Genomic DNA, 22451 nt, shown 5'->3' on the forward strand with positions numbered 1-22451 from the left:
GTTGCGGTTGTAATTCGAGATGGGCGGCGCTTTGCGCCGTCCATCTCGAATTACAACTAAACAGATTTCGCCAAAAAGTTTCACCACAAATAATCAGGAAGAAATTATGACAGATATCATGAGCCACGAAATTCGCCTAGTTTCTCGTCCTAACGGGATGCCAACTGCCGATAATTTTGCGATCGCCACAACCAAATTAGAGCCACTGCAAGATGGACAAGTGCTGGTTCGCAATCTTTATATGTCAGTCGATCCCTATATGCGCGGACGCATGAGCGATCGCAAATCCTATGTTCCGCCTTTTGAGTTAGGACAACCTCTGAATGGCGGTGCTGTCGGTGAAGTAATCGAGTCTCGCACACAGGAATTTAAGCAGGGAGATGTGGTGATTTCTAGCTTCGGCTGGCGAGAATACTTTATCACTGTGCCACAAGCACTACACCTAGTCAGTCGTGACATTCAACCACTTTCAACTTATCTGGGCGCACTGGGCATGACAGGCATGACTGCTTGGGTAGGTTTGAATTTAGTAGAAGTCAAAGCAGGTGACGTAATATTTATCTCGGGTGCAGCAGGTGCAGTCGGCAGTATTGCTGGGCAACTTGCAAAATTGCGTGGATGTCAGGTGATTGGGGCAGCAGGTTCTACAGAGAAAGTCAGCTTTCTACAGGAAGAATGCGGCTTTGACAGCGCCTTCAATTACAAAACTGCACCTATCCTCGAACAATTAGACCAAGCGGTTCCCGATGGCATTGATGTCTATTTCGATAATGTCGGTGGCGAAACCCTAGAAGCAGCCCTATCTGCATTACGCATTCATGGCAGAATCATTGCTTGTGGTGGCATCTCTGGCTACAACGAAGAAAGTCCACAGGCAGGTCCTTCTAATCTTTTTAACATGATTACTAAGCGATTGACGATGAAAGGGCTGATTGTTAGTGACTTCCTCGATCTTCAGGACAAATTTGAGCAGGAAGTGGGGAGCTATTTCCGTACTGGCAAACTGAAGAATAAAGAAACTGTAGTGGTAGGTATTGAGCAGGCAGTAAGCGCATTCATCGGACTCTTTTCAGGCAAAAATATTGGCAAGATGGTAGTGAAGTTAGATTAGGAATCAGGCTTAGCAGCACTTCACACTGTCAAGCCAATATCTTTAGGTAAAGGTTTGTATCTTATTCAATCAATTCATTCAAGAAATCAAGCGATCGCCTGTCACAGTAACTCTATACGCCAGAGCTGTTAATTCGGTTCTGGTAAATATTCTCAAATTAAGGAGTGCATCATGAGTTTAGAAAATAGAGCTAAAGCAGCAGCTAAAAATGTTGAAGGCAAAGTCCAAGAGGCGGTCGGCGATATGACTGGCAACACCAAAGATAAGGTTCAGGGCAAGGCAAAACAGGCTGAGGCTAATGTGCGTAATGCTGCTGAAGATGTCAAAGATGAAGTCAAAAAAGCTGTTGACTAATTGATGACCTAGCGATCGCCTTGAGGCGATCGCTAGATAAGTATGGTAATTCCAGCTTCTTAAAGAAGTTGGAATTACTATACTTACTAAGTTTAAATCCATTACACTCTAATTATTTTCTATGCCTAAAGCAAAATTGACAGATAAAGAGATTACAACTGCGATCGCTAAACTACCTGAATGGAAAGTAGTTGGTGGCAAGTTAAATCGAGCTTTCAAATTTGATAGTTTTGTTGATGCTTTTACTTTTATGACTAAGGTTGCTTTTGCTGCTGACAAAATGGAGCATCATCCTGAATTTTTCAATGTCTACAATCGTGTAGTAATTAATCTCGCTACCCATGATGTAGATGGGATCAGCAATCTAGATATTGAGCTAGCTGAAAAGATTAACGCTATTTAGATTAGGCGATATCTCTGTCCATTTGTAAACTACTTAAATTTAAAAATGCAAAACAATAACCAAGACAAATTTGAATTAGACGGAAAAATTATTGGCAAGATCCATAAAGGAGCCGAATTTCCTCAATCTCCAGATCATCCCGATCCTATTGGGAAATTAACTACCAACATCTCCTTTGAAGGGGTAGTAGTCGAAAATGCTAAAAAAGTGATTTTTAGGATTACAGAGGTAAATGATCACGGAAATATGCAGATAGAGCAGATGAGAGAGCGAGGAATGCAAGCAATTGCCGTAGGTCAAATTTTTTCGGTTGAGGAACTAACTGGATGGGATATTAAACCTATTTAACCTATTTAAATTAAGGGAATTTAGCATGGTGTTAAAACATAAAAATGCGATCGGTATATTTCCCGATCGCCCAAGTATTGAATCAGCGATCGCACAACTCCGAGAGACTGAATTTCCCATGAATAAAGTTTCGGTAGTTGTCGAGCGTCTTAATTCTGAAGACACAAGCATAGGAGGTTTAATTGAACCACCTGTGCAGTCTGAAAAACAGTTTGCCCGCGATCGCACCAGTACTCAAATCGGACATGGTGCTTTAGATGCTGGAGTTTTAGGAAGCGTTGTCGGTGGTGTCGTTGCAGGACTCGCTACCCTAGCATTTCCCGCAGGTGGTGGTGCAGTTTTATTAGTGGGCATGGCAACGGGAGCATTCTATGGGACTTTATCGGGTGGATTGCTAGGAGGTGCGATCGGTGCTGGCATTTCCGAGGAACAAGCCAAACACTACAGCAATCTTTTAGCGCAAGGAAATTATTTAGTAGCGATCGAGGGAACTGATATTGAAATTGATCGCGCTTCATTGGTTCTAAAGACTAAAAACATTCAAGATTGGATAACTTTTGATAAGTTCTAACATGTTAGGTTTCGAAGTTATACACGGATATTCAGTAGCTCAGCATCGTTATAACCCAAACCTCAAATGCTGTGCCGCCTGATTATTAGGTGGCACGGCATTTGGGGTTTTAAGTTTACTTATGCCTAGCTACTTACACGAAATGATTTGGCTAGCTGTGGGGTTGTGGACGATCCTGATAAAGATTTATTCATTATTTCAATCAATCTATAGTAAATTCAAATAAGAACTAGAGGGAGCGACTAGCCTATTGTGCAACCAAAGAGTCCAAAGATGTATCCTTGTCAGCATAAGCCCTTCTCTTTTTGAGAGCCGCAAAATCATGCTCAATCTTATTAAAATCAGGAGAATATTTCGGCAGAAATAAGACTGTATGCCCAACAGCAGAAACTAACTCTTGAATCACTGTTTTACGATGAAAGGGTGCATTATCCATGATCAGAGTGGAATTCTCCTCCAAAGATGGGAGTAGCCATGCAGATAACCACTTTTCAAAACATTGGGCATCGATACTACCTTGGATAATCATGGGGGCTAACATTTGATTACCACGACGAGCAGCAATCAGATTTTGCCTTGTTTCTCGTTTACCAGTAATTTCACCATAGAGTTTTTGCCCTCTTGCCGCCCAACCGTGAGTACTGCTGACCCGATTATCAAATCCAGATTCGTCAATGTACACGATGTTTTCCGAACCTTTCTCTAAAATGGTTTTACGCAATCGTCTTAGATAAAACTGTCTTTCTTGGTGGTTTCTTTCTATATACTTTTGCTGTTTTTTTTCGCGTAATTTGTAACTCTTTTAAGGCATACCAAATGGCACTGGGATTTACTCCGAAGTGTTTGGCTCGGTCTTTGAGGGTTGCTTCTGGGTATTGCTGCACATGGATTTTTAGGGCTTGCCAGTCTATTTTGCGTCTTCGACGAATAACTACTGTTGGTTTTAAGTCTTCTCGTTTTAGCCATGTATATACTGTTGCTTCACTGACTTCGTATCTCCTTGCTGCTTCTGCTTTGCTTCCTCCTCCTCTGACATATTTCACAACTCTTTCTCTTAAGTCCATGCTGTATGCCATTTTTTCTCCTCCTGTTTCCTCTAGTTCTTATTTGAATTTACTATAAATCTAAAGTAATCTAGGAGACATAAACCCAAAAGTATTAATCACTGCAAATTTTTATAGCCAATTACCAACTAATACAAATGGTGCCCAGTAAAAGGGATGAGTAAATTGTGGGTTCTTGAGAAGATGGAGTTGCGCTTTGCGTAAAGCATCAGCTTTTGTTGTTCCAATCACTGCGAGTTCTTGATAGAAATTCTCCATAAATGTGGCGGTGGCACTATCCTCAACTGACCATAAACTGGCGATCGTACTCCTTGCTCCCGATCGCACTGCTATACCTGCTAGTCCTAAGGTAGCGCGATTATCACCTTTGGCGGTTTTACAGGCACTGAGCACCAATAGCTCAATGGGAATGCGTTGATCTTGATCCCTAGTTTGCAGTAATTCTCCTAATTGTTTGACTCCCAGACGATTATTCCAAGTCAAAATAAAGGTTTTTTCAGCATTAGAACTAAATTCACCATGAGTTGCCAAATGTACTACCCTAAAGGGAATTTTACTAATTTGTTTTTTGATCGATTCGCTGATAAAGGTTTCATTAAGTAATGGTGTTGGAGTTGATACCATTGCAGCAATTTTCTGGATTTCTCTTTCGACATTAGGTAATGCTCGAAAGTTTTGAGTTTCCTTGCTTAAGCCACCGATAAATACTTCTAACTGTTGACGTTTGAGGGGACGTGGATCGAGAAGTTGCAACCCAGGAGTGAGCGCGAGATTGTATTTCTCCATTAAATATTGCTTCCCATCATAGAGAACTGCCATGGGTAAGTTCCGTAGAGAACCATCAAGCACAAATACTAAAGTTTGGATCTTATTAGTGTTGAAGGTATCGGCAATTTCTTTGCCAATTAGGAGGTTGTAGACTTTTTCTGAGCTTGTTTGAATATCTGTCTCAAGGGATGTTCGTCTGAGCGATCGCCATAGTTCACTCAAAAGCTGGTCGAGTTGATCTTGTGAAATTTGACTGGTATGGTGAAAAAGAGAACGATTTGGCAGAGAAACAATTACTTCTAATCTGTCAGGCAAAACAATGGGGTAGATTACCGCAGCTTGGGGATCGACCTCATCAACTTGGGTGGCTCGACCCGTAAGGCAAGCTTCTTTAAAAAAGTTATCTAGTTCTGCTAGTTGCAGAGATTCGATCGCTTTACGGGCGGCGATAAGATTGTCTTGGCTGATAGTTTTGCCCTGTTCATGACGCATCAGCAATCCTACAAGCTCACGGTAGACAGGTTCAACACTATCGCGAAAGGAAAACTGGATATCGGTATTACTCGAAACAAGGTCACCACGAATAGAAGTGAGAGTATGCACAGCTTCGTTATAGGCAGCGATCGCTTGGGAATATTTACCTTGCGCTTTCAGGATTCGTCCCAGTTGCCACTGCCAACGATAGGCGATATCAGCAGCATTATGGGTTTGAGCAAGCATCAGTGCCTTTTCGGTTAACTCCTGTGCTTCTAGCAATTGTTGCGACTGCTCGTAGAGTTCGCCGAGGTAGCCGATCGCATAGGATTCGGCTCTCGGATCGCCCATTGCTTGCGCCTGTTGGGCAGCCTTGGCGAGTAATTGAGCCGCAACTTGGCGATCGCTCAGCGTTAGTTTGATTAAACTCTGGGCAAAATTCACGCTTGCATATACTGCGGCGCGGCTAGGGGGAAGATCGGGTAATTGAGCTTGGATCTTTGTTAATAGGCTTTTGGCTGACTCAACTTTTTTTAAGTCAATTTCCAGACGCAATTGGTTGAGTTGGGCTTTTACTTTGGTAATCGGACGAGTTGCGATTTGAGTGGCTTGTTGGTAATAGGCGATCGCCTCAATACTTTTTTGCTTACGGTAAGTGATATCTCCTGCACTAGCGGCTTGTTGCTGGCTAGAGGCAATATTACCTAAGCTAAGCAGGATTTCGGCGATCGTGGGGACATCATTGAGTTGTTGAGCGATCGCCAGACTATCTTTCAGGATCGCAGTGGCTTCAATGAAATCTCCATTGAGTCGGAGCGTATCACCAAGATTGAGCAGACTCGAAAGTTTTAGGGCGGAGTTGGGAAGCTCTTTTAGTAACGATTGCACCTGTTGAAGTGTAGCCTTGGCTTTGGGATAGAGCCCAAGCGATCGCATAGCCTGACTTTGATTGATTTTGCTGCGTGTGACTCCATCTTTATCTCCCGCCTGTTCATAAATTTGTTCTGCCTTTTGCCAAGTGGTTAAAGCTTCTTGAGATTGCCCCTGAGCAATTTGGAGACTGCCTTGGATGTTGAGCGCTTGGGCAAGTAATTTAGGCTGTTGGGGATGCGATCGTAAAATTTCTAAACTCTGCAAAATTAATTGCTCTGATTCTTGCCAATGACCGAGTTGTTGATGGGCTAGCGCAAGATTTTGAGCAACAACGGCTTGATTGAGGCGATCGCCTTGTTTTGCATAAATATCTGCCGCTTGTTGCCAAGAGGCGATCGCTTGGGCATATTGCCCTGCTTGGTAATATTGTCTGCCGAGCTGAACGAAATCTACAGGGTTATTCGGAATCGATTGATGAAGTTCTGGAGCCGTGGAATTAGTGAAACCTCTTACCGAACTTGCGATACTAGGTTGCGAGTTCATTCCTAAGCATAGGGTGATGAAAGTTGTACAGATGCCAATCCCAATATAGCGTAGTGATTTACTACTTTTGAATTTGAAATTAAACAGAGCATCCCAAGACAGCATAGAGTTTTTCAGGGTGAGGATTAGCATTTGCCTTTATTTTGCACAGGAAAGCTCTGGTATTGCGGGACTGAGAGGACGAGCTTCAGACATTAAGCGGAGGATGCCGCGACTATCCCTAGCGATCGCATTTGCCTCCACAATCACTTTAGGAACTACTTGATTTACTTCCTGTCTTGATTCTGACTTTGCTTCTAATCCTAAATTTTGATTATTACTTGGATTATTGCTACTCGGTACTAATTCAGATAATTCTACTAAAGGTTGTGTACTGGAAAGCTCATCACTGGGACTCTTGGGCAAACCTCCTCGCCCCAAAATGGTGAAACTACTATCTCGACTAGATAACTTCCCCCCGACTCCACAACTTTGGCTAATTTGCCTTGATGGATCGCTAAGATTGACTGGCAAAGTGGTCAGACCTCGACTAGGATCGAGGGATGGAGTCGAAACAACCACAGTGCCCTGTAAGCCAAATTGGGAACTAGCGGTAATATCGCTAAAGGAAGTCAGTTGAGGATGGAACTCAAGCCCATAAATGGCATTGGTATTGATGTTGATATTGCCACCATTACCAGTAAATGCATTGGCAAAGATATTACTATTTTCTCCCTTAACCCCAACAATAAATCCCGCTTTAATATTGATGTTGCCCCCATTGCCCCCTGCATTTGCTGTCCCTGCGGTGGTAGTAATATTGCTGGCATAACGCAAAAGTAGTATGGCTGGAACATTTAAGTTGATATTACCTCCATTTGTATTAGCGGTTGAAGCAGTAATAGACGAACCATTGAGAAGCGAAAGATAATTTGCCAAGATGCTAATATTGCCACCAATTCCAGAACCGAGACTACCGACAGCAATTGTTGCTCCATCTTGAAGAATCACAGACTGCGGATCGATGCTGATATTACCGCCATTCCCGTTAGAACCTTTGGTTGTATTCGCAAATAAGCCAGTACCCGCAGTAAAAAGAATAGAATTACCAGCTTTCAGATTGATATTGCCAGCTTTCCCATCACTACTAGTTTGAGCCGTAATCTGACTATTATTTTTGAAGGTGATATCCTGTCCTGCGTTAACATCGATATTACCTGCATTGCCTTTGCTGCTGGTGTTACTGAAGATTTGGCTATTGTTCTGGAAAATGATTGATTGAGGACTAGTAATCAAAATATTTCCCGCAGGATCAATCCCTTGAGTGGTACTCAAGATCAGCGTGTTGTCAAATAGTAAATTCTTTGCTCCTGTAACTGTGACATCTCCCGATCGCCCTGATTGACCTGTACCAAAAATTGTGGTGATGAAGGTATTCGGATCGTTAATATCATAGGCGCGTTTAGGGAAGTTAACAGTTTTACTAGTAATGATCTGAAGACTAGCGATCGCCAAATCATCTACGCCCTTAATATTTACTGCTCCTGCTTGCCCAAAGGCTGATGAAGTAAACAGATCGAGGTTACTAATTTGATTTTTGGCAGTTAAGTTAATGTCACCACCATTACCGCTACTCGCACCTAGCTTAGAAATGGAGAAGGATAATATATAACTGGTTAAGTCACTGATGATATTGCCATTGGGAGTAGATATTGATACTGAGCCGCCATTCTGGGAACCTGCTAAAGGAGCCAATGAGTAAGCGGACAAAGTCGAATTGCTGAGGTAAATATTGCCAGATCTAGAATATAGAGAAATTGCCCCCCCATTCCGAGCATTTGCAGACTTTGCAAAGGAGTAGGAGTACAGAGTCAAATCATTCAGTGTAATATCTCCAGAAGTAGTAGCTAAGGAAATTTTGCCTCCATCACCAGCATATTCTGATTTTGAAAATGCATAGGAAGCAGTGGAGGAGTTTAATGGGGCTTTAGATAGTGAAATATTGCCAGAATTGGAAGCTAAGAAAAAATCACCGCCATTACCAGAGGACTTAGAGCCTGAGTAAGTACCTGTGTCTAAATAAGTACCAGTATCTCCGAAGTAGCTTCTAGCATCTTGAATAGTGATATTTCCAGAATAGGTGGCAAAAGAAACCAAACCTCCATTGCCTGAAGAACCTAATGCTAAAGATACTGAGGGGGTTTTCCAGAGTGGGCGCGTAACCGTAATATTGCCTGAATAGGAAGTTAGAGAAATATCTCCTGCATTTGCCGAGTTGCCAGAGGAAGCAAATGAGGAAGCTTCTAAATATATATTATCGAGGATTATATTGCCTGAATAGGAAGAGAAGGAAATCTTGCCGCTATTGCTTGTATTTCCCAAAGGGGTAAAAGAGTCAGTGTATAAATTAGCCCCCGACGTAATCTTGCCAGAGTAAGTGGAAATTGCGATCGAGCCACCTTTACCTGCATTGCCCAAAGCTGGCTCTGCATATGCTATTAAATCCGAATTCAGGATAATATCATCGCGTCCATAGATGTGAATATTGCCAGCATTCGCCCCAACAATACTTGTACCAGTATCAATTACCTGCGTTGAGATTATCCCTTGTGCAGTATTAGGAGAGAATTGATTGGTTAATAGAACTAATCCATTGGGCTGATCAATACGAATATTCCCATTCACAGTGATATTGGCATTAGTAGAAGGATTACTATAGGTAGGACTAGGATTAACAGTACCTAAACCTAGGGGGCTATTTGGCAAACCTCCCAACTGCGACCAATCCACCCCCGATCGCACATCTAAAGTTGCTTGTTGGCTACCATCAATGGTAATTGGAATTTTGATCGGGATAACATCCCTTACTGTCCCATCGCTATTTTTAAGAGCTTGATAGTCAGTTAAGGAGAATGTGGCTAGATCGGCATAGCTTTTTGTGGCATTAAATAGGTTGGTATTACTAGGATTGATTGTCGTGCTTGTGCTTCCTGTCCCCGTGATCGTCACATTGCCGAGAGTCACGCTTCCCCCTGCCAAGATATGTAATGATGCGCCCGTATAGTTACCTAAAGTCACATTCCCACTTGCTAGGATGACGGGATCGTTGGGACTGATTAAGTTACCAAGAGTGCGATCTAACTTCTCAATTTTTAAGTTTCTCCCAGTATAGAAATGGGCATCACCAATAATCGGATTTGCCGATCGCAGGATCATATTGCTACCTGACCAAAAACCACTGCGAGCATGGTTGAGGGTAAAAATATCGACTAATTGATTGCCCTGTATCCTCAGAGATCTACCCGCAACTGCCCAAAAAGGATTGTTCGTGCGATCGCGAATTTGGACTGTATCTTGCGCTTTTAAAATTAAGTCTCGTCCTGCTTGCAATTGCCCCTGTAAATTCAGCTTGTCAGCATTGAGGATTAAATCTTGTCCCGTTGAGAGATTGCCCTGATTGGTAATCGTAGCTCCCACATTACTCCTGCCATACTGTAATCCGGGAGTAATGCTTGTTGTTAGTAAAGGTGGTGCTTGGGGATGGGTAGCACTAAATTCACTACCATCAGTTAACTTGAGATTGCTAGCAGTACTGCTCACAAAAGTACCACCAATATCTAATTTTGCCTTTGTCCCAAATGTAATTCCGTGGGGATTGAGAAGAAATAAATTCGCATTGCCATTTGCTTTAATCAGCCCATCAATACTAGAAGCGGAGTTCCCCGTTACTCGCGTCACAATATTTTGGATATTAGAAGCATTATTAAAATAAGCGGTATTATTAATCGGAACTGAGAAGTCTTGAAAACTATGATAGAGGTTTACGCCTCTGGCTGTCCCGCCAGTAATTGTATGTGTTAATCCACTTTTAGTTACTACTGAGTTGATTGGTAGAGTTTGATCGGGAATAATCTGAGCATTAGCAGAAAATATTGCGGCGTTCCACCCTATAAAGGCGATCCCAGAAATACAGATATTGCGAAGAGTGAGTTGCATAACTTCAATCCATCTTAGTAGCTATTTAAGAAATCCAAGGCGGACATCCAAGAGTTATAAACAATGCTGAATATAGCGCTTTACAAGCAAGCGAGGTAAATAGGTTTGTTTCCCCGCCTTCGAACCTGTACTTCACTAGGTTGGTAAACGCTATATATGAGTTTTTAAATATTAGTTTTTGATATATTTCTCGACCCTATAGTAATAATTTTGTAATCAGTAGCTGGGCATAATTAAAAAACAGAGTCAAAAGCTGTAGCGCACGCTGCGCGTGCGCTACAGCTTTTTGGGTTTTATATTTAATTGCGCCTAGCTACTTCAAATAAGTGGTGAGATTTTTAATAGCAATATTTTAGCAAAACATCACATTAAGTTCAATCTAGTTCAATCTAAGAGGATTATAAAACTGCTTTATCCAAAAGTAAGAATAAGTAATAAAATACAACCCTATTCGCCCTATTTATAGTTTTTTGACGAAAGCGGGGAGTGATTATCGTGAAAGTGGTTTATAGGTGCGTTTCTAAAGTACAAGAGGCAGGAATATATCTGTTTTTCTTGGCGATCGCTGTGAATTTCTATGCCCAAGCGATCGCAACTCAAGCCGCGCCACTTCCTCCTAAATCAGTCATTCCTAACGATCTTGCGCCCAAAATCACACCAAAAGCACCTACAGAACCTACTAAGCTCCCACCTCCCGAACGCCTATTACCTCCTCAAAAAGCACCAACTTCGCCATCTCCCCCATCTCCTCTCCATAACAATTCAGAATTAGTCATTGTTAAAAAATTTGAGGTGATTGGCAGTAGTGTTTTTAGCGATCGCGAGCTGCTAGAAATTACTAAACCCTATCTGAATCATCCAATTTCGATTGTTGAATTATTACAAATTAGAACCAAGATTACGGAACTTTATTTAGATCGGGGTTACATTACCTCTGGCGCATATTTACCAGAGCAGGATTTACAGAAGGGAATTGTCAAAATCCAAGTTGTTGAAGGGGGACTTGCGGAAATTAAAGTCACGGGATTGACCAGACTGAATGAAGACTACATCAAATCTCGCCTCGCGATCGCTACTGGGAAGCCCCTAAATCGCAATCGTCTCCTCGAAGCCTTGCAACTACTCCAAATCAATCCGCTCATTGAGAATATATCGGCTAATTTATCACCAAGTCTCCAAGCGGGGTTAAATGACTTAGAAGTTAAGGTGACAGAGGCTCCCACCTTTAGTCTACCGATTACCTTTGATAACAGTCGTACCCCAAGTGTTGGTTCTGAGCGTCGTCAAATCCAACTTAACGAAGCTAATTTAACAGGACTAGGCGATCGCTTGAGTCTCTCCTATAGCAATACCAATGGCAGCAATGCTTTTGATGTGAGTTATACCATCCCCTTCAATCCCTATAATGGCACGATTGGCTTAAGCTTTGGGACTTCATCGAGTAATGTCATCGAACCTCCTTTTAACATTCTCGATATTACCTCTAACTCCCGCAATTACGAACTAACATTACGCCAGCCTGTCTTCCAAAATACTGTCCAAGATCTTGCCCTCGGTTTGTCCTTGAGTCATCGCCAAAGCTCAGCATCCTTACTAAGTGGTCTGATTCCTTTTCCTTCCCTTGGTGCTGATGCGGATGGTCAAACGAGGGTGACAGTGCTGCGCTTTTTTCAAGAATATGTCCAACGCAGTGCGGAAGAGGTATTTGCGGCGCGATCGCAAATTAGCTTAGGGCTTAATGCTTTTGGCTCAACTATTAACTTAACTGCTCCAGATAGTCAGTTTGTATCTTGGCGAGGACAGACACAATATGTAAGACTATTAGCGCCTGAAACTTTGTTACTATTGCGAACCGATCTCCAACTTAGCGATCGCCCATTGTTATCGCAAGAACAAATTAGTTTTGGTGGACAAGATAACCTGAGAGGATATCGCCAAGATGCTTTACTTAGTGATAATGGTTTATTACTATCTGCTGAAATGCGGATTCCTGTACTACGAATACCTGAAATTAGTGGACTTCTTCAAGTGGTTCCCTTCTGGGATTTTGGGACAGTCTGGAATCATCAAGCAGAAACAAACCCTGATCCGAGTACCCTTGCTTCATTAGGTATGGGATTGCGCTTTCAAATGAGCGATCGCTTGACCATCCGCCTTGATCTCGGCATTCCCTTGAGCCGCATTTTTGCCGAGAAAAAGACTTTGCAGGAAAATGGGATTTATTTCTCAATATTGACCAATCCATTTTAAGATTTATTCATGTGGAGCAACCTCAAAAAAAGGATTTGGAAGTGTAAAGAATTTTTTGTAATTATTCCTGTAACTACAGGAATTTTGCTGGGAATTCGCTTTATGGGACTGCTTCAACCCCTAGAGCTAGCTTTTTATGACTTATTCTTTCAATGGCGACCGCCTGAACCTGTAGATGACCGCATCGTAATTGTGGCGATCTCTGAATCTGATATTCAAAATTTTGGTTATCCCATCTCTGATGAGACCCTCACCAAGCTTCTCAATTTAATCAAACAGCAGCAACCAAGGGTAATTGGATTAGATATCTACCGTGATTTACCAGTACCTAAAACCTATGGTTCGGGCTATCAAGAACTCGTCAAAGTATTTGAATCCACCCCCAATCTGATTGGCATTCGCAAAGTGATCGCTAATCGTGAAGGTAGTGGCGTTGCCGCCTCGCCAATTCTAGAACAGCGCAACCAAGTAGCTGCTAATGATTTCCCCCCTGATAACGACGGTAAAATTCGGCGAGTGCTGCTATCGCTCAAAGATCAACAGGGTAAAACAGTCACTAGTTTGAGCGCTGCCCTTGCACTGCAATATCTCCAAAAAGAAAACATTAAACTGGAAGTGCTTGACCCAAAAGCCCAGAAATATCAATTAGGTAAAGCGATCTTTGTGCCTATGCAAGAAAATGATGGCGGCTATGTGCAGCAGCAGTTAGGCGGCTATCAAATACTATCGAACTTTCGCAATTTTCAAGATGGATTCCGCTCCGTCTCCTTAACCCAAATTTTAAAAGGCGATATTCCTCAGGACATCTTTCGCGATCGCTTGATTTTGATTGGCGTTACAGCCGAAAGTAACACCGATTATTTTATTACCCCCTACAACAGCACGATTTTAGGCAATTCTTTTCCAGTTACCAGTGGTGTAACCCTCCATGCCAATATCACCAGTCAATTAATCGCCCAATCCCTTGATGGTAGACCTGTCTTGCGAGTCTGGTCAAAACCGATAGAGTCACTTTGGATTGTGATCTGGGCTTTTTTAAGTGGTTTATTATGCTGGAAGCGTTACAATTATCGACCACCCATCACCCAATCAAAATTTGCATTCCGTATTCCTTGGGTTACTCTCGCGATCGCTAGTTTAGGTGGTATCCTCTTTATCGCCAGCTATTTGGTCTTTTTATGGGGATGGTGGATTCCGATAGTCCCTGCATTGCTCGCGCTATTTGGTTCATCAACTATTGTCACAGGCTATATTGCCCTCAGTGCCAATGAAATCCGTAGACGTGCCATCCTTTCAGTTATTCCCGATCTAATGTTTAATGTCAGCGTTGATGGCATTTATCTAGGACAGATTAACTACGATCGCGACATTGAGTTGCTCTATCCCGACTTTGAAAATATTGGTAAGCATCTCTCGCAAATCCTACCGCCCGAAATCTGCGATCGCCATCTATTTCATATCCAGCAAGCATTAAGCACGGGCAAAGTGCAAGTATACGAGCAGCAAATCTGCATAGATGGTAATTGCCAAGACGAAGAAGTCCGCATCGTTGTCAGTGGCGTTAATGAAGTCCTGTTTATGATCCGCAATATTAGCGATCGGAAACAAGCCGAGCTAACTATTTACAACAAAAATACTGAACTAGCTAACACCTTAGAAGAACTCAAAACCACCCAAAAGCAACTGGTCGAATCAGAGAAATATGCCTCCCTCGGTAGCATGGTTGCAGGAATTGCCCATGAAGTGAATACCCCCATTGGCAATAGCCTTATGGCAGCTTCGATTTTGGAACATGCGACCCAGCAATTTGATGCAGCTTTCAGTCGCGGCGAGCTAAAAAAATCGAGCTTACAAGCATATTTAGATAAAGCCAAAATCAGTAGTGAAATTCTCTTATCAAATTTACAAAGAGCTGCCGAACTGATCCAAAACTTCAAGCAGGTTGCTGTCGATCAATCTAGCCTAGAGCAACGTAGCTTTTCTGTAACAGACTATATCGAAAAGATTTTGATTAGCTTAGCTCCGCAGATCAAATATACTCCTCACCAAGTATTTGTCCAAGGTGATGCAGAGATAGTTATCCAAAGCTATCCGGGGGCATTGTCGCAGATCGTTACGAATTTAGTAATGAATTCTCTAACTCATGCCTATCATGGACTAGAAAAAGTAGGTCTTTTGCAATTTGAAGTGGAGGAGCAAAATGACAAAGTAATAATCATTTACTCCGATGATGGCAAAGGTATTCCTCCAGAAAGTTTGCCTAAAATTTTTGATCCTTTTTTTACAACAGCTAGGAATTCTGGAGGTAGTGGCTTAGGGCTACATATTATCTACAACCTCGTAACCCAGAATCTCAAGGGCAATATTCTTTGCAAAAGTGAGGTTGGTATCGGCACAAAGTTTATAATCACATTGCCTCAAAATCTGCACGAATAAAATTAATTGTATTGGGTTGCTGAATTCTAGGGCATGTCATCAATTAAGCCAGATAAAGGAAGCGGTCAGATAAAAAGCTATGAGGTCAGCACAAACTTGCTTACGTGGTTAGTGAGTTTGTCGAACTATTGGTTCCATCATTCACGTAACATCAGTTATTCTGTTAGTGTGATGAATTATTCGCACCCTCAAAGCCTTATAAACACATACTTGTAGGGGTTGAGCATTTGCGCCACTATTTTTATACTCCCGACAATCATCTTGAAATGCAAATGCTCAACCCTTTGTGCTTTCATCGATAACTTGTCCCTGCGTTGCGAGGTTTGGGCAAAGCATTGCCAAATCAAAATTATCTGAAAATTTATAGATTTCCGTGGCAATGCTTTGCCCCTACAGAAGGATCGTCTGATGCGCGAATAATTCATGACACTAACATTATTCTCCTAAATCCTCCTGAATTTTTGCTAGGAGTTCTTCGCAGTCTTTGACTAAAGGAATGCCAAGTTCTTGGGAGAGCGTGAGGGCGGCTTGGCAATGGCTGAGGGCGAGTTGGGGTTGATTGGTTTGATGGGCAATATCGGCAAGGGCGTTTAAACTATAGGCGATTAAAGACTTATAGTTAATCTCTTGGGAAATAACTAAGGATTCTTGAATTTTGGTTTCCGCTTCGCTGTAGTTTTCCAGTTTGATCAACGCTTCCCCTATATTTTGTAAAGAAATTGCCACCCCTTGCAGATTGCCCATTTCTTCTTCGATTTCGAGAGATTGCTGGTGATGGTTGATCGCTTTTTTATACTGCCCCAAGGAATTATAACAAAGTCCTAAATTCCCTAGAGAACTTGCCATCCCTTGCCGATTGCCGATTTCTTCACTGATGTCGTGAGTTTGCTGGTGATGGTTGATTGCCTTTTCATGCTGCCCCAAGGAATTATAACAAAGTCCTAAATTGCCTAGAGAATTTGCCACCCCTTGCCGATCGCCGATTTCTTCACTGATGTCGTAATGTTGCTGATGATAGGTGATCGCCTTTTCATACTGCCCCAAGTGTCTATAACAAATTCCTAAATTGCCTAGAGAACTTGCTACCCCTTGCCGCTTGCCAATTTCTTCACTGATGTCGTGAGTTTGCTGGAGATAGGTGATCGCCTTTTCATAGTGCCCCAAGGAATTATAACAAAGTCCTAAATTGCCTAGAGAATTTGCCACCCCTTGCCGATCGCCGATTTCTTCACTGATGTCGTAATGTTGCTGATGATAGGTGATCGCCTTTTCATACTGCCCCAAGTGTCTATAACAAATTCCTAAATTGCCTAGAGAACTTGCTACCCCTTGCCGATCACCGATTTCTTTGCTGATATCGTAATGTTTCTGATGATAGGTAATCGCTTTTTCATACTGACCCAAGTCTTTATAACAATTGCCGAGAAATTTTAACGATTTGCGATGACAATCTTGTTCTAGTTGACTCCCTGCGATTACCTGCTCGTATAACTGCGCTTGCTGACGATAAAACCCTTGTAAATCCAGAAATAGATCAACTGATTCATTTTTCCCTTCTCCCCCTGTCTCCTCATTCAAAATATCAAAAGCTAACTGCCATTCTCCCAATTCCCCTGCATGGTAAAACCCCTCTAAATACGCCGTCAAATCCTCCAACGATTCCCAAGGTGGCGCAGGTAAATGTGCCAAAAAATAATCTAATGCAGCCTGATGCGCCGATCGCAACAACTCAGAATCCGCTTGTTGTTGCACCACCATCGAAATTAAAGGCAAAAACTGAAACCGTCGCGGGTTTCCCTTGAGGGGTTCGGGGGGAAACTCCTGCAACAACGAAAAACGGGCTAAATACCGTAACTCTGCCTCCGTTACCTCGGCAGTTAACCCCTGAGCTAACCCTAGATCAAAAATCCCTCGCAATACCGATAACCGCTTTAAAATATCCCCTAACCTTGCCGATAATCGCGCCAAACTCGCCGCTACCACTTCCCTGACACAGGTTTCCGTATCACGGTGATAACCCTCCACCGTAAACAAATCTAAGCCCAAATTTTCCGCCTCCGTCACACCAACCCCTTCCCCCAACTCCTCCCGCATCCAACTCGATACCAGTTGCATCAAGAGGGGATGCCGATCCATTCGGTTCACAAAATGGGCTAATTCCTCCTGCGTTCCCGTTAATCCATAGTCTTCCGTCACCAAACGCATCGCATCAGCTTCGGCTAACCCCTTTAGAGCTAACCAATAACAACGCGGCAGCAAATTGGCGCTAAACACTGGCTGTTCCCGACTGGTGAGCAGTAGCTTACTATTACTCCCATTGCCTAACCATTGGCTCAAAAATTGACCATAAACCGACTTCCCTTCTGCTGGTATTACCGTTTCCATATTGTCCAACACCAACAAACAAGGCTCAGCGATTAACCCTTCGACGATCTGCCCAATTAACGTCTCCTCGTCCCATTTCTCATCATAAGCTCGTCCCAACTCCTCCAATAACCATCGCCCAAATTGCGCCAAGGGATAAGGCTGAATAAAACTCACCCACAACACCCGCCAATCAGGGGTTAACTGCTCTTTGAACTTCACCGCTAAAGCCGATTTACCATAGCCTCCTGCGGCGGTCATTCCGATTAAACGTACTTTCTCATTGCTTAACGCGGTTTGGAGTTCCTTGATTTCATCCTGTCGTCCCTGCCATTCATCCACAGGCGGCGGTGTCGTATTCAGGGTTGCTGCGATCGCCACAACTTGAGCAGTTTGACGAGACTTAGCAGGATTCCATGCATTCGGATCAACAATCTCCGTGACCTCTAAACGCAAAGCCGTACAAATCGCTAGGACGTAATCTCGATCGATGCCTTTACCATCAAAAAATCGTCTTATCGTTCTTTGATCGACTGAAGCTTGAGCATTCCGAGAAATGCGATCGGCAATGCCCTCATAGGTCAAACGGGTTCCATCTTCTTTGCCAGCCGCCTTAACCTCACGAAGTTTTTGCAGTCCCGCAACGGTTGCGGCGATCCCTCTATTGCGCTGTGTAGGCATGACCCAACTAAGTTTTGCTGACTGTGTTGATTTAGTTTAACTCAATTCTAAAGAGGACAGAAAAGGCAGTTAAGAAAAGTTTGCTATCTGCCTTAACCAGTCTGGAGGCTTCATGTCATTTCTTAGATGATGACATTGACAACTTTACGGAGAACTTCCCCATGACTCGTTTTCAACGCTTGATTAAATTCCTAATCACTGTCAACACATTGTTATATCTTGTCTCTTCCATTGGTTTAAGACTCGATTTAATCCACTCTTTTAAAGAATCTCCTCTCACACCACCTAGTCAAACCTGCACTAAGCAACCATAAACAGAGCGATCGCCGACTTTTTCTAGACAAGCAAAGACAATTTGCAAATTTACAAAAAGTCGGCGACTTAGCCCATTTTTTCAGTAGTTACTTTGATACGGAAATCGGCACAAAACAAGCTGTAGAGAGTTATCTTGCCATTGCCAGCGCGATCGCTAAGTTACCAGCACAGATCCTTTTTATTTCGGATGTGACTGTCGAGCTAAAAGCCGCACGAGCCGCAGGAATGCAAACGCTATTTTCGTTGCGATCGGGCAATCAGGCTAAGGATAGCGAAGGATTTCCAACGATTGAAAGCTTTGACTCTGTTGAATTTTAGGATTTGAACTTTAGCTGGGGTGTCATGGCAATATTAGTTACTCTTTTGACGCAGTAGTTCGACTTCCTCTTGGGTTAAAGACCAACCTAACGCTCCAGCATTTTGTGTAGCTTGATTAGCATTCTTTGCCCCAGGAATAGGAATCACATTTCCTTGAGATATTAACCAATTCAAAGAAATTTGTGCAGGGGTTTTATCGTAATTTTCAGAAAGATCTTTTAAGGTTGAGAATAGAGACTCAAGCTTCTGTAAACCTTGAGGACTAAATCGAGCATCAAGACGACGCGCACCTTGCAAGTTCTTCAAAGTCTCTGGCGTATATTTACCAGTAAGTAAACCTTGAGCAAGAGGACTATAGGCAAGGATCGTTACACCCAATTGTTGTGACTTTGCGAGAACTCCATTTTGTTCGATTTGTTTATTCAAAAGAGAATAGGGAACTTGATTTACAGCCAGAGAAATTCCCTTTTCAGAAAGATACTGATGGGCAAGAGTCATCTGTTCTGCGGAGTAATTACTTACACCGACCGCCTGAATGCGTCCTTTTTTCACCTCATCAGCTAAGACTTCCATAAAGTCCTTGGTCTTGAGGATAAATTCTAAGGGCCAGTGGATTTGATAAAGACTAATTTGTGAAGTCTGTAAACGCTCCAGACTAGAGGTCAGAGCATCAACTATTGATGCTCGACTCCAGCGCCAAGGCAGTGGGAAATACTTAGTCGCGATCTGGATTGGTTGCGAAGTTTGCTTACTAAACTTACCAATCAAACGTTCCGATTCACCTAAACCATAAACCTCAGCAGTATCAAAAAAGGTGACTCCTGCATCCACCGAAGCTTGAAAAGCTCCTTCTACATCCTTTGCCCCAAAATCCTTGCCATAAGCCCAAAAAAGCGTATCTCCCCATGCCCATGTTCCTACACCTAGCGCTGTTACAGTTAGTCCATTGGAACCTAGTTTAATGGTTTGCATTGTTTTGGCTAAATTTTTCTCGACCATTATATAACAATCCTAAATGGTTTGTGGAAGCTCACACCTTCGGGGTGAGCTTCCACAAACCCAAAATCTACAAGATACAAGATCTCTGTGGATTGTTTTTTGTTTCTAAACACTTGCTTGGTGAGCGAGAAAGGAAAATCCAGTCCCTTCAAACGCACCTTGCAATAGAAATGCTGCAAGATCTGAGGTAATGGACTGGCTATTAATTAAAGTACCTGTGGCTTCGACTCCGTTCAGCCAGCGTTAGCTGAGCGAAGTCGAAGCTAGATAACTTTGGTGTGACATTTTTTATCCGCGAGAGCCTAAACAAATATACCCATGGATTAATTAGAGAGTTCTATCCTAAAATCACAAGCTTCAAAATCGTGCAAACAGATAATTTCCAGAAAACGATGAATTCAATAAATCACAGATCGAGAAAATCTCTTAACTATCTTAATCCCTGATAAATTATTCTTTGCTTCATTTAGCCACCCTTTGCATTTCATCCTTAAATTGGCAATATATTGAGAAATCCTCAGGTTTGGCGCTAGTGAATAAGTATCCTTCTTAGAAAAAACTTGTTGGAAGAAGAGATAATGCTATTAATGCTAAATAAGATAACAATGTCAAAAAATCACAACAATTCCAGTGATTTTTTGATTCTCTAAATCAATTTTGAGCAGGCTTAAACATTCTATAAGCAAACTTTTTCAATCCCTGAAAGTATTGTGAGACAAGGATTTATAAAATTTGTTACGTTCTACATACTAGCTTATATCTTAATATAAGGTTGAAATGTTATGAAAATCTAAAGCCTAACTAGATGCTCAACGTGAACAGAATTACGAACACTTATCTAAGTATAAAGACTTAATATAAATCCTTTATAGATTAGAGGCTTCTATCTCTGACAAATCGACCTGCAAATTGTTAGGTAGCTGAAAGCTTAGTGTTAAAAATTCTCAAAACATATTGGTGTTGTAACTATGGCATATAAGATATCTAGCGATTGCGTTGCCTGTTCTTCTTGCATAGCTATTTGTCCTACAGGTGCAATCTCAATTCAGCAAGGCAACTATTGGATCGATCCTGCCATATGTAATAACTGTGAAGGCTATGCAAGCGAACCTCTATGCGTTAGTGTCTGTAATATCGGTGCTTCACTCCCATTACAGCCTAAAAAAGGGAGAGTCAGGACAATCGAAAATCCCCTAACGATCAGTCCGAGCCTATTTGCAAATGGTGGCAGTACTCCATTTGCCTCAGCGATCGCAATTTGGGAAGCTTGCAATTTACTTGCCCAACGTCGCGCTTTACCTTGGTCTTTAGACGATTCAGGGACTCTTGTTTATGAGAGATCTGTTAGTCAAGGCAAAGGCAAAATTGCATTGCGCTTGAATAATTTGATCAATTTTAGTTATCCGCGATCGCCCTTAGAAGCACAGACAATTCTTGCTTCTGACACCCTTGATATCCGTGCTGCCTGTATCCATCTCATCTATGCAGCCTATGCCACCACCCTAGATAAACCTTGGGAACAGGAATTTACAATTAGTGATAGTCAAATCGAAGAATATTTGGGTTTAGATAAACGCAAAGATCTTACAAAATCAACAAAGCTAAATCTAATTAAAACCATTGCAATGCAACCCTGTTGGATTACTGCCGAAATTGATTGGCCTAAGCAAGGAAAAGTTGAAGCTTTCTCTATACCTGAAAGTCCATTATGGAATCTCTTAGAAATTGTGCATCACTTTCAAGAAGACGAAGAGGGTTGTAAACATCTAATTGGGCTGACTTTTAGAATCCAAGCAGGAATATGGTCACAATATTTTCTCAATAAAAAGGAATGCCACGTAGGAAAAGCCTTTTATCAATATAGCCACTTACCGAAGTCGCTACTAGGCGCAATCATGAGTGTCTGGCAACAGCATGAAGGTGCATCGCGAATGTTGCTTTGGTTGCTATTTAAAACTCGTATGGGAGATCAACAAAGAATTATGGTGATCACTTTAATGCGTGTTGCCTATGGCGAAGATCGCGTTAAGCTAGCGCTCTCCCAAAGAGATGAACGTAAGCGTTTATTGAGAATGTTTGAGAGTGACTTGGAGGTCGTAAATCGTTATGGACTCAAACCGATCTTCGATCCCGTCACCTATCCTGTGGAGATTCAGCCGCTATGGTCAAAACTAGAGGATATTCCTGATGATGCTGAAGCTGCCCTAGATTTCTGGATTAATGATGGTAGCTGCAATCTGCGACTAACAGACATTGGTCCCCGTGGAAAATGGCAGATGTTAGTTAATGCTCGCATTCTATCCTTTGAGTTACTTGCTGATTGGGAACAGCCTACGGAATTGACTCGCAAAAAGCGTAAATATGAGCGATCGCAAAGTCAGTCGAATAAACCCCAAAGATCCAGTAAAAAATCTCCACATACTCAATCTGAATTATCAGGCGAGCAAATTGCAACCCTCCGCAAAAATCTCCAAATTAGTCAGCGCACTTTAGCCGAGAAAATCGGGAAGAGTCAGAGTTGGATTCGCGATGTGGAAAATGGACGTTTTCAAGCTAAGCAAAATGAACAACAGTTAATTCGGCAAGCTCTAGGACTATAAGAAT

Annotated in this window: 14 protein-coding genes and 1 pseudogene; 10 read left to right on the top strand and 5 right to left on the bottom strand. The window is 42.3% G+C overall.

What is annotated here, in order from left to right; translation table 11 throughout:
- Positions 1 to 106 precede the first annotated feature (106 nt).
- From HC246_RS19890 to HC246_RS19910, 5 genes are all read left to right on the top strand, one after another.
- Entirely contained in the window at positions 107 to 1111 is a 1005-nt protein-coding gene (locus HC246_RS19890; RefSeq protein WP_169365163.1) for an NADP-dependent oxidoreductase, read from the top strand.
- A gap of 171 nt (positions 1112 to 1282) precedes the next feature.
- The gene (locus HC246_RS19895; RefSeq protein WP_169365164.1) at positions 1283 to 1465 is read left to right on the top strand and encodes a CsbD family protein; all 183 of its coding nucleotides are present in this window, start codon (positions 1283 to 1285) and stop codon (positions 1463 to 1465) included.
- A gap of 121 nt (positions 1466 to 1586) precedes the next feature.
- A complete protein-coding gene (locus HC246_RS19900) occupies positions 1587 to 1868 on the top strand; it encodes a 4a-hydroxytetrahydrobiopterin dehydratase (protein WP_169365165.1) in 282 nt (93 codons plus the stop codon).
- Between the two features lie 45 nt (positions 1869 to 1913).
- On the top strand, positions 1914 to 2216 hold the full coding sequence (locus HC246_RS19905) for a hypothetical protein (RefSeq protein WP_169365166.1): 303 nt from the start codon (positions 1914 to 1916) through the stop codon (positions 2214 to 2216).
- Between the two features lie 25 nt (positions 2217 to 2241).
- On the top strand, positions 2242 to 2787 hold the full coding sequence (locus tag HC246_RS19910) for a hypothetical protein (RefSeq protein ID WP_169365167.1): 546 nt from the start codon (positions 2242 to 2244) through the stop codon (positions 2785 to 2787).
- 247 nt (positions 2788 to 3034) lie between these two features.
- On the opposite strand, the pseudogene HC246_RS19915 reads toward HC246_RS19910, so the two are convergent.
- The 3 genes and pseudogenes from HC246_RS19915 to HC246_RS19925 all read right to left on the bottom strand — a co-directional run bounded on the left by HC246_RS19915 (position 3035) and on the right by HC246_RS19925 (position 10484).
- Positions 3035 to 3863, bottom strand: a pseudogene (locus tag HC246_RS19915) (IS630 family transposase).
- 99 nt (positions 3864 to 3962) lie between these two features.
- Positions 3963 to 6614, bottom strand: coding sequence for a CHAT domain-containing protein (locus HC246_RS19920; RefSeq protein ID WP_225903054.1), 2652 nt, complete (start codon positions 6612 to 6614; stop codon positions 3963 to 3965).
- 33 nt (positions 6615 to 6647) lie between these two features.
- Positions 6648 to 10484 (bottom strand): two-partner secretion domain-containing protein, encoded by a 3837-nt coding sequence (locus HC246_RS19925; RefSeq protein ID WP_169365169.1) that lies wholly within the window; start codon positions 10482 to 10484, stop codon positions 6648 to 6650.
- Between the two features lie 495 nt (positions 10485 to 10979).
- On the opposite strand from HC246_RS19925, the gene HC246_RS19930 reads away from it, so the two are divergent.
- Positions 10980 to 12734 carry a ShlB/FhaC/HecB family hemolysin secretion/activation protein gene (locus HC246_RS19930; protein WP_318655978.1) on the top strand — a complete coding sequence of 585 codons (1755 nt, stop codon included), beginning with the start codon at positions 10980 to 10982 and terminating at the stop codon, positions 12732 to 12734.
- Positions 12735 to 12743: 9 nt separating this feature from the next.
- Entirely contained in the window at positions 12744 to 15170 is a 2427-nt protein-coding gene (locus HC246_RS19935) for a CHASE2 domain-containing protein (protein WP_169365171.1), read from the top strand.
- A 435-nt stretch (positions 15171 to 15605) separates the two neighbouring features.
- Here HC246_RS19935 and HC246_RS19940 read toward each other — a convergent pair whose 3' ends face one another.
- The gene (locus HC246_RS19940; RefSeq protein ID WP_169365172.1) at positions 15606 to 18215 is read right to left on the bottom strand and encodes a tetratricopeptide repeat protein; all 2610 of its coding nucleotides are present in this window, start codon (positions 18213 to 18215) and stop codon (positions 15606 to 15608) included.
- Between the two features lie 80 nt (positions 18216 to 18295).
- Here HC246_RS19940 and HC246_RS19945 point away from each other — a divergent pair, with 80 nt between their 5' ends.
- Both HC246_RS19945 and HC246_RS26515 read left to right on the top strand, forming a co-directional pair.
- Entirely contained in the window at positions 18296 to 18529 is a 234-nt protein-coding gene (locus tag HC246_RS19945) for a hypothetical protein (RefSeq protein ID WP_169365173.1), read from the top strand.
- Between the two features lie 190 nt (positions 18530 to 18719).
- Positions 18720 to 18848, top strand: coding sequence for a hypothetical protein (locus HC246_RS26515; RefSeq protein ID WP_263972538.1), 129 nt, complete (start codon positions 18720 to 18722; stop codon positions 18846 to 18848).
- Positions 18849 to 18881: 33 nt separating this feature from the next.
- Here the strand turns inward: HC246_RS26515 and HC246_RS19950 are convergent, their stop codons facing one another.
- The gene (locus HC246_RS19950; protein WP_169365174.1) at positions 18882 to 19820 is read right to left on the bottom strand and encodes an aldo/keto reductase; all 939 of its coding nucleotides are present in this window, start codon (positions 19818 to 19820) and stop codon (positions 18882 to 18884) included.
- A gap of 995 nt (positions 19821 to 20815) precedes the next feature.
- On the opposite strand from HC246_RS19950, the gene HC246_RS19955 reads away from it, so the two are divergent.
- Positions 20816 to 22447 (top strand): helix-turn-helix domain-containing protein, encoded by a 1632-nt coding sequence (locus HC246_RS19955; RefSeq protein ID WP_169365175.1) that lies wholly within the window; start codon positions 20816 to 20818, stop codon positions 22445 to 22447.
- Positions 22448 to 22451: the final 4 nt, after the last annotated feature.

The organism is Pseudanabaena yagii GIHE-NHR1 (assembly GCF_012863495.1).
Lineage (GTDB): Bacteria > Cyanobacteriota > Cyanobacteriia > Pseudanabaenales > Pseudanabaenaceae > Pseudanabaena > Pseudanabaena yagii.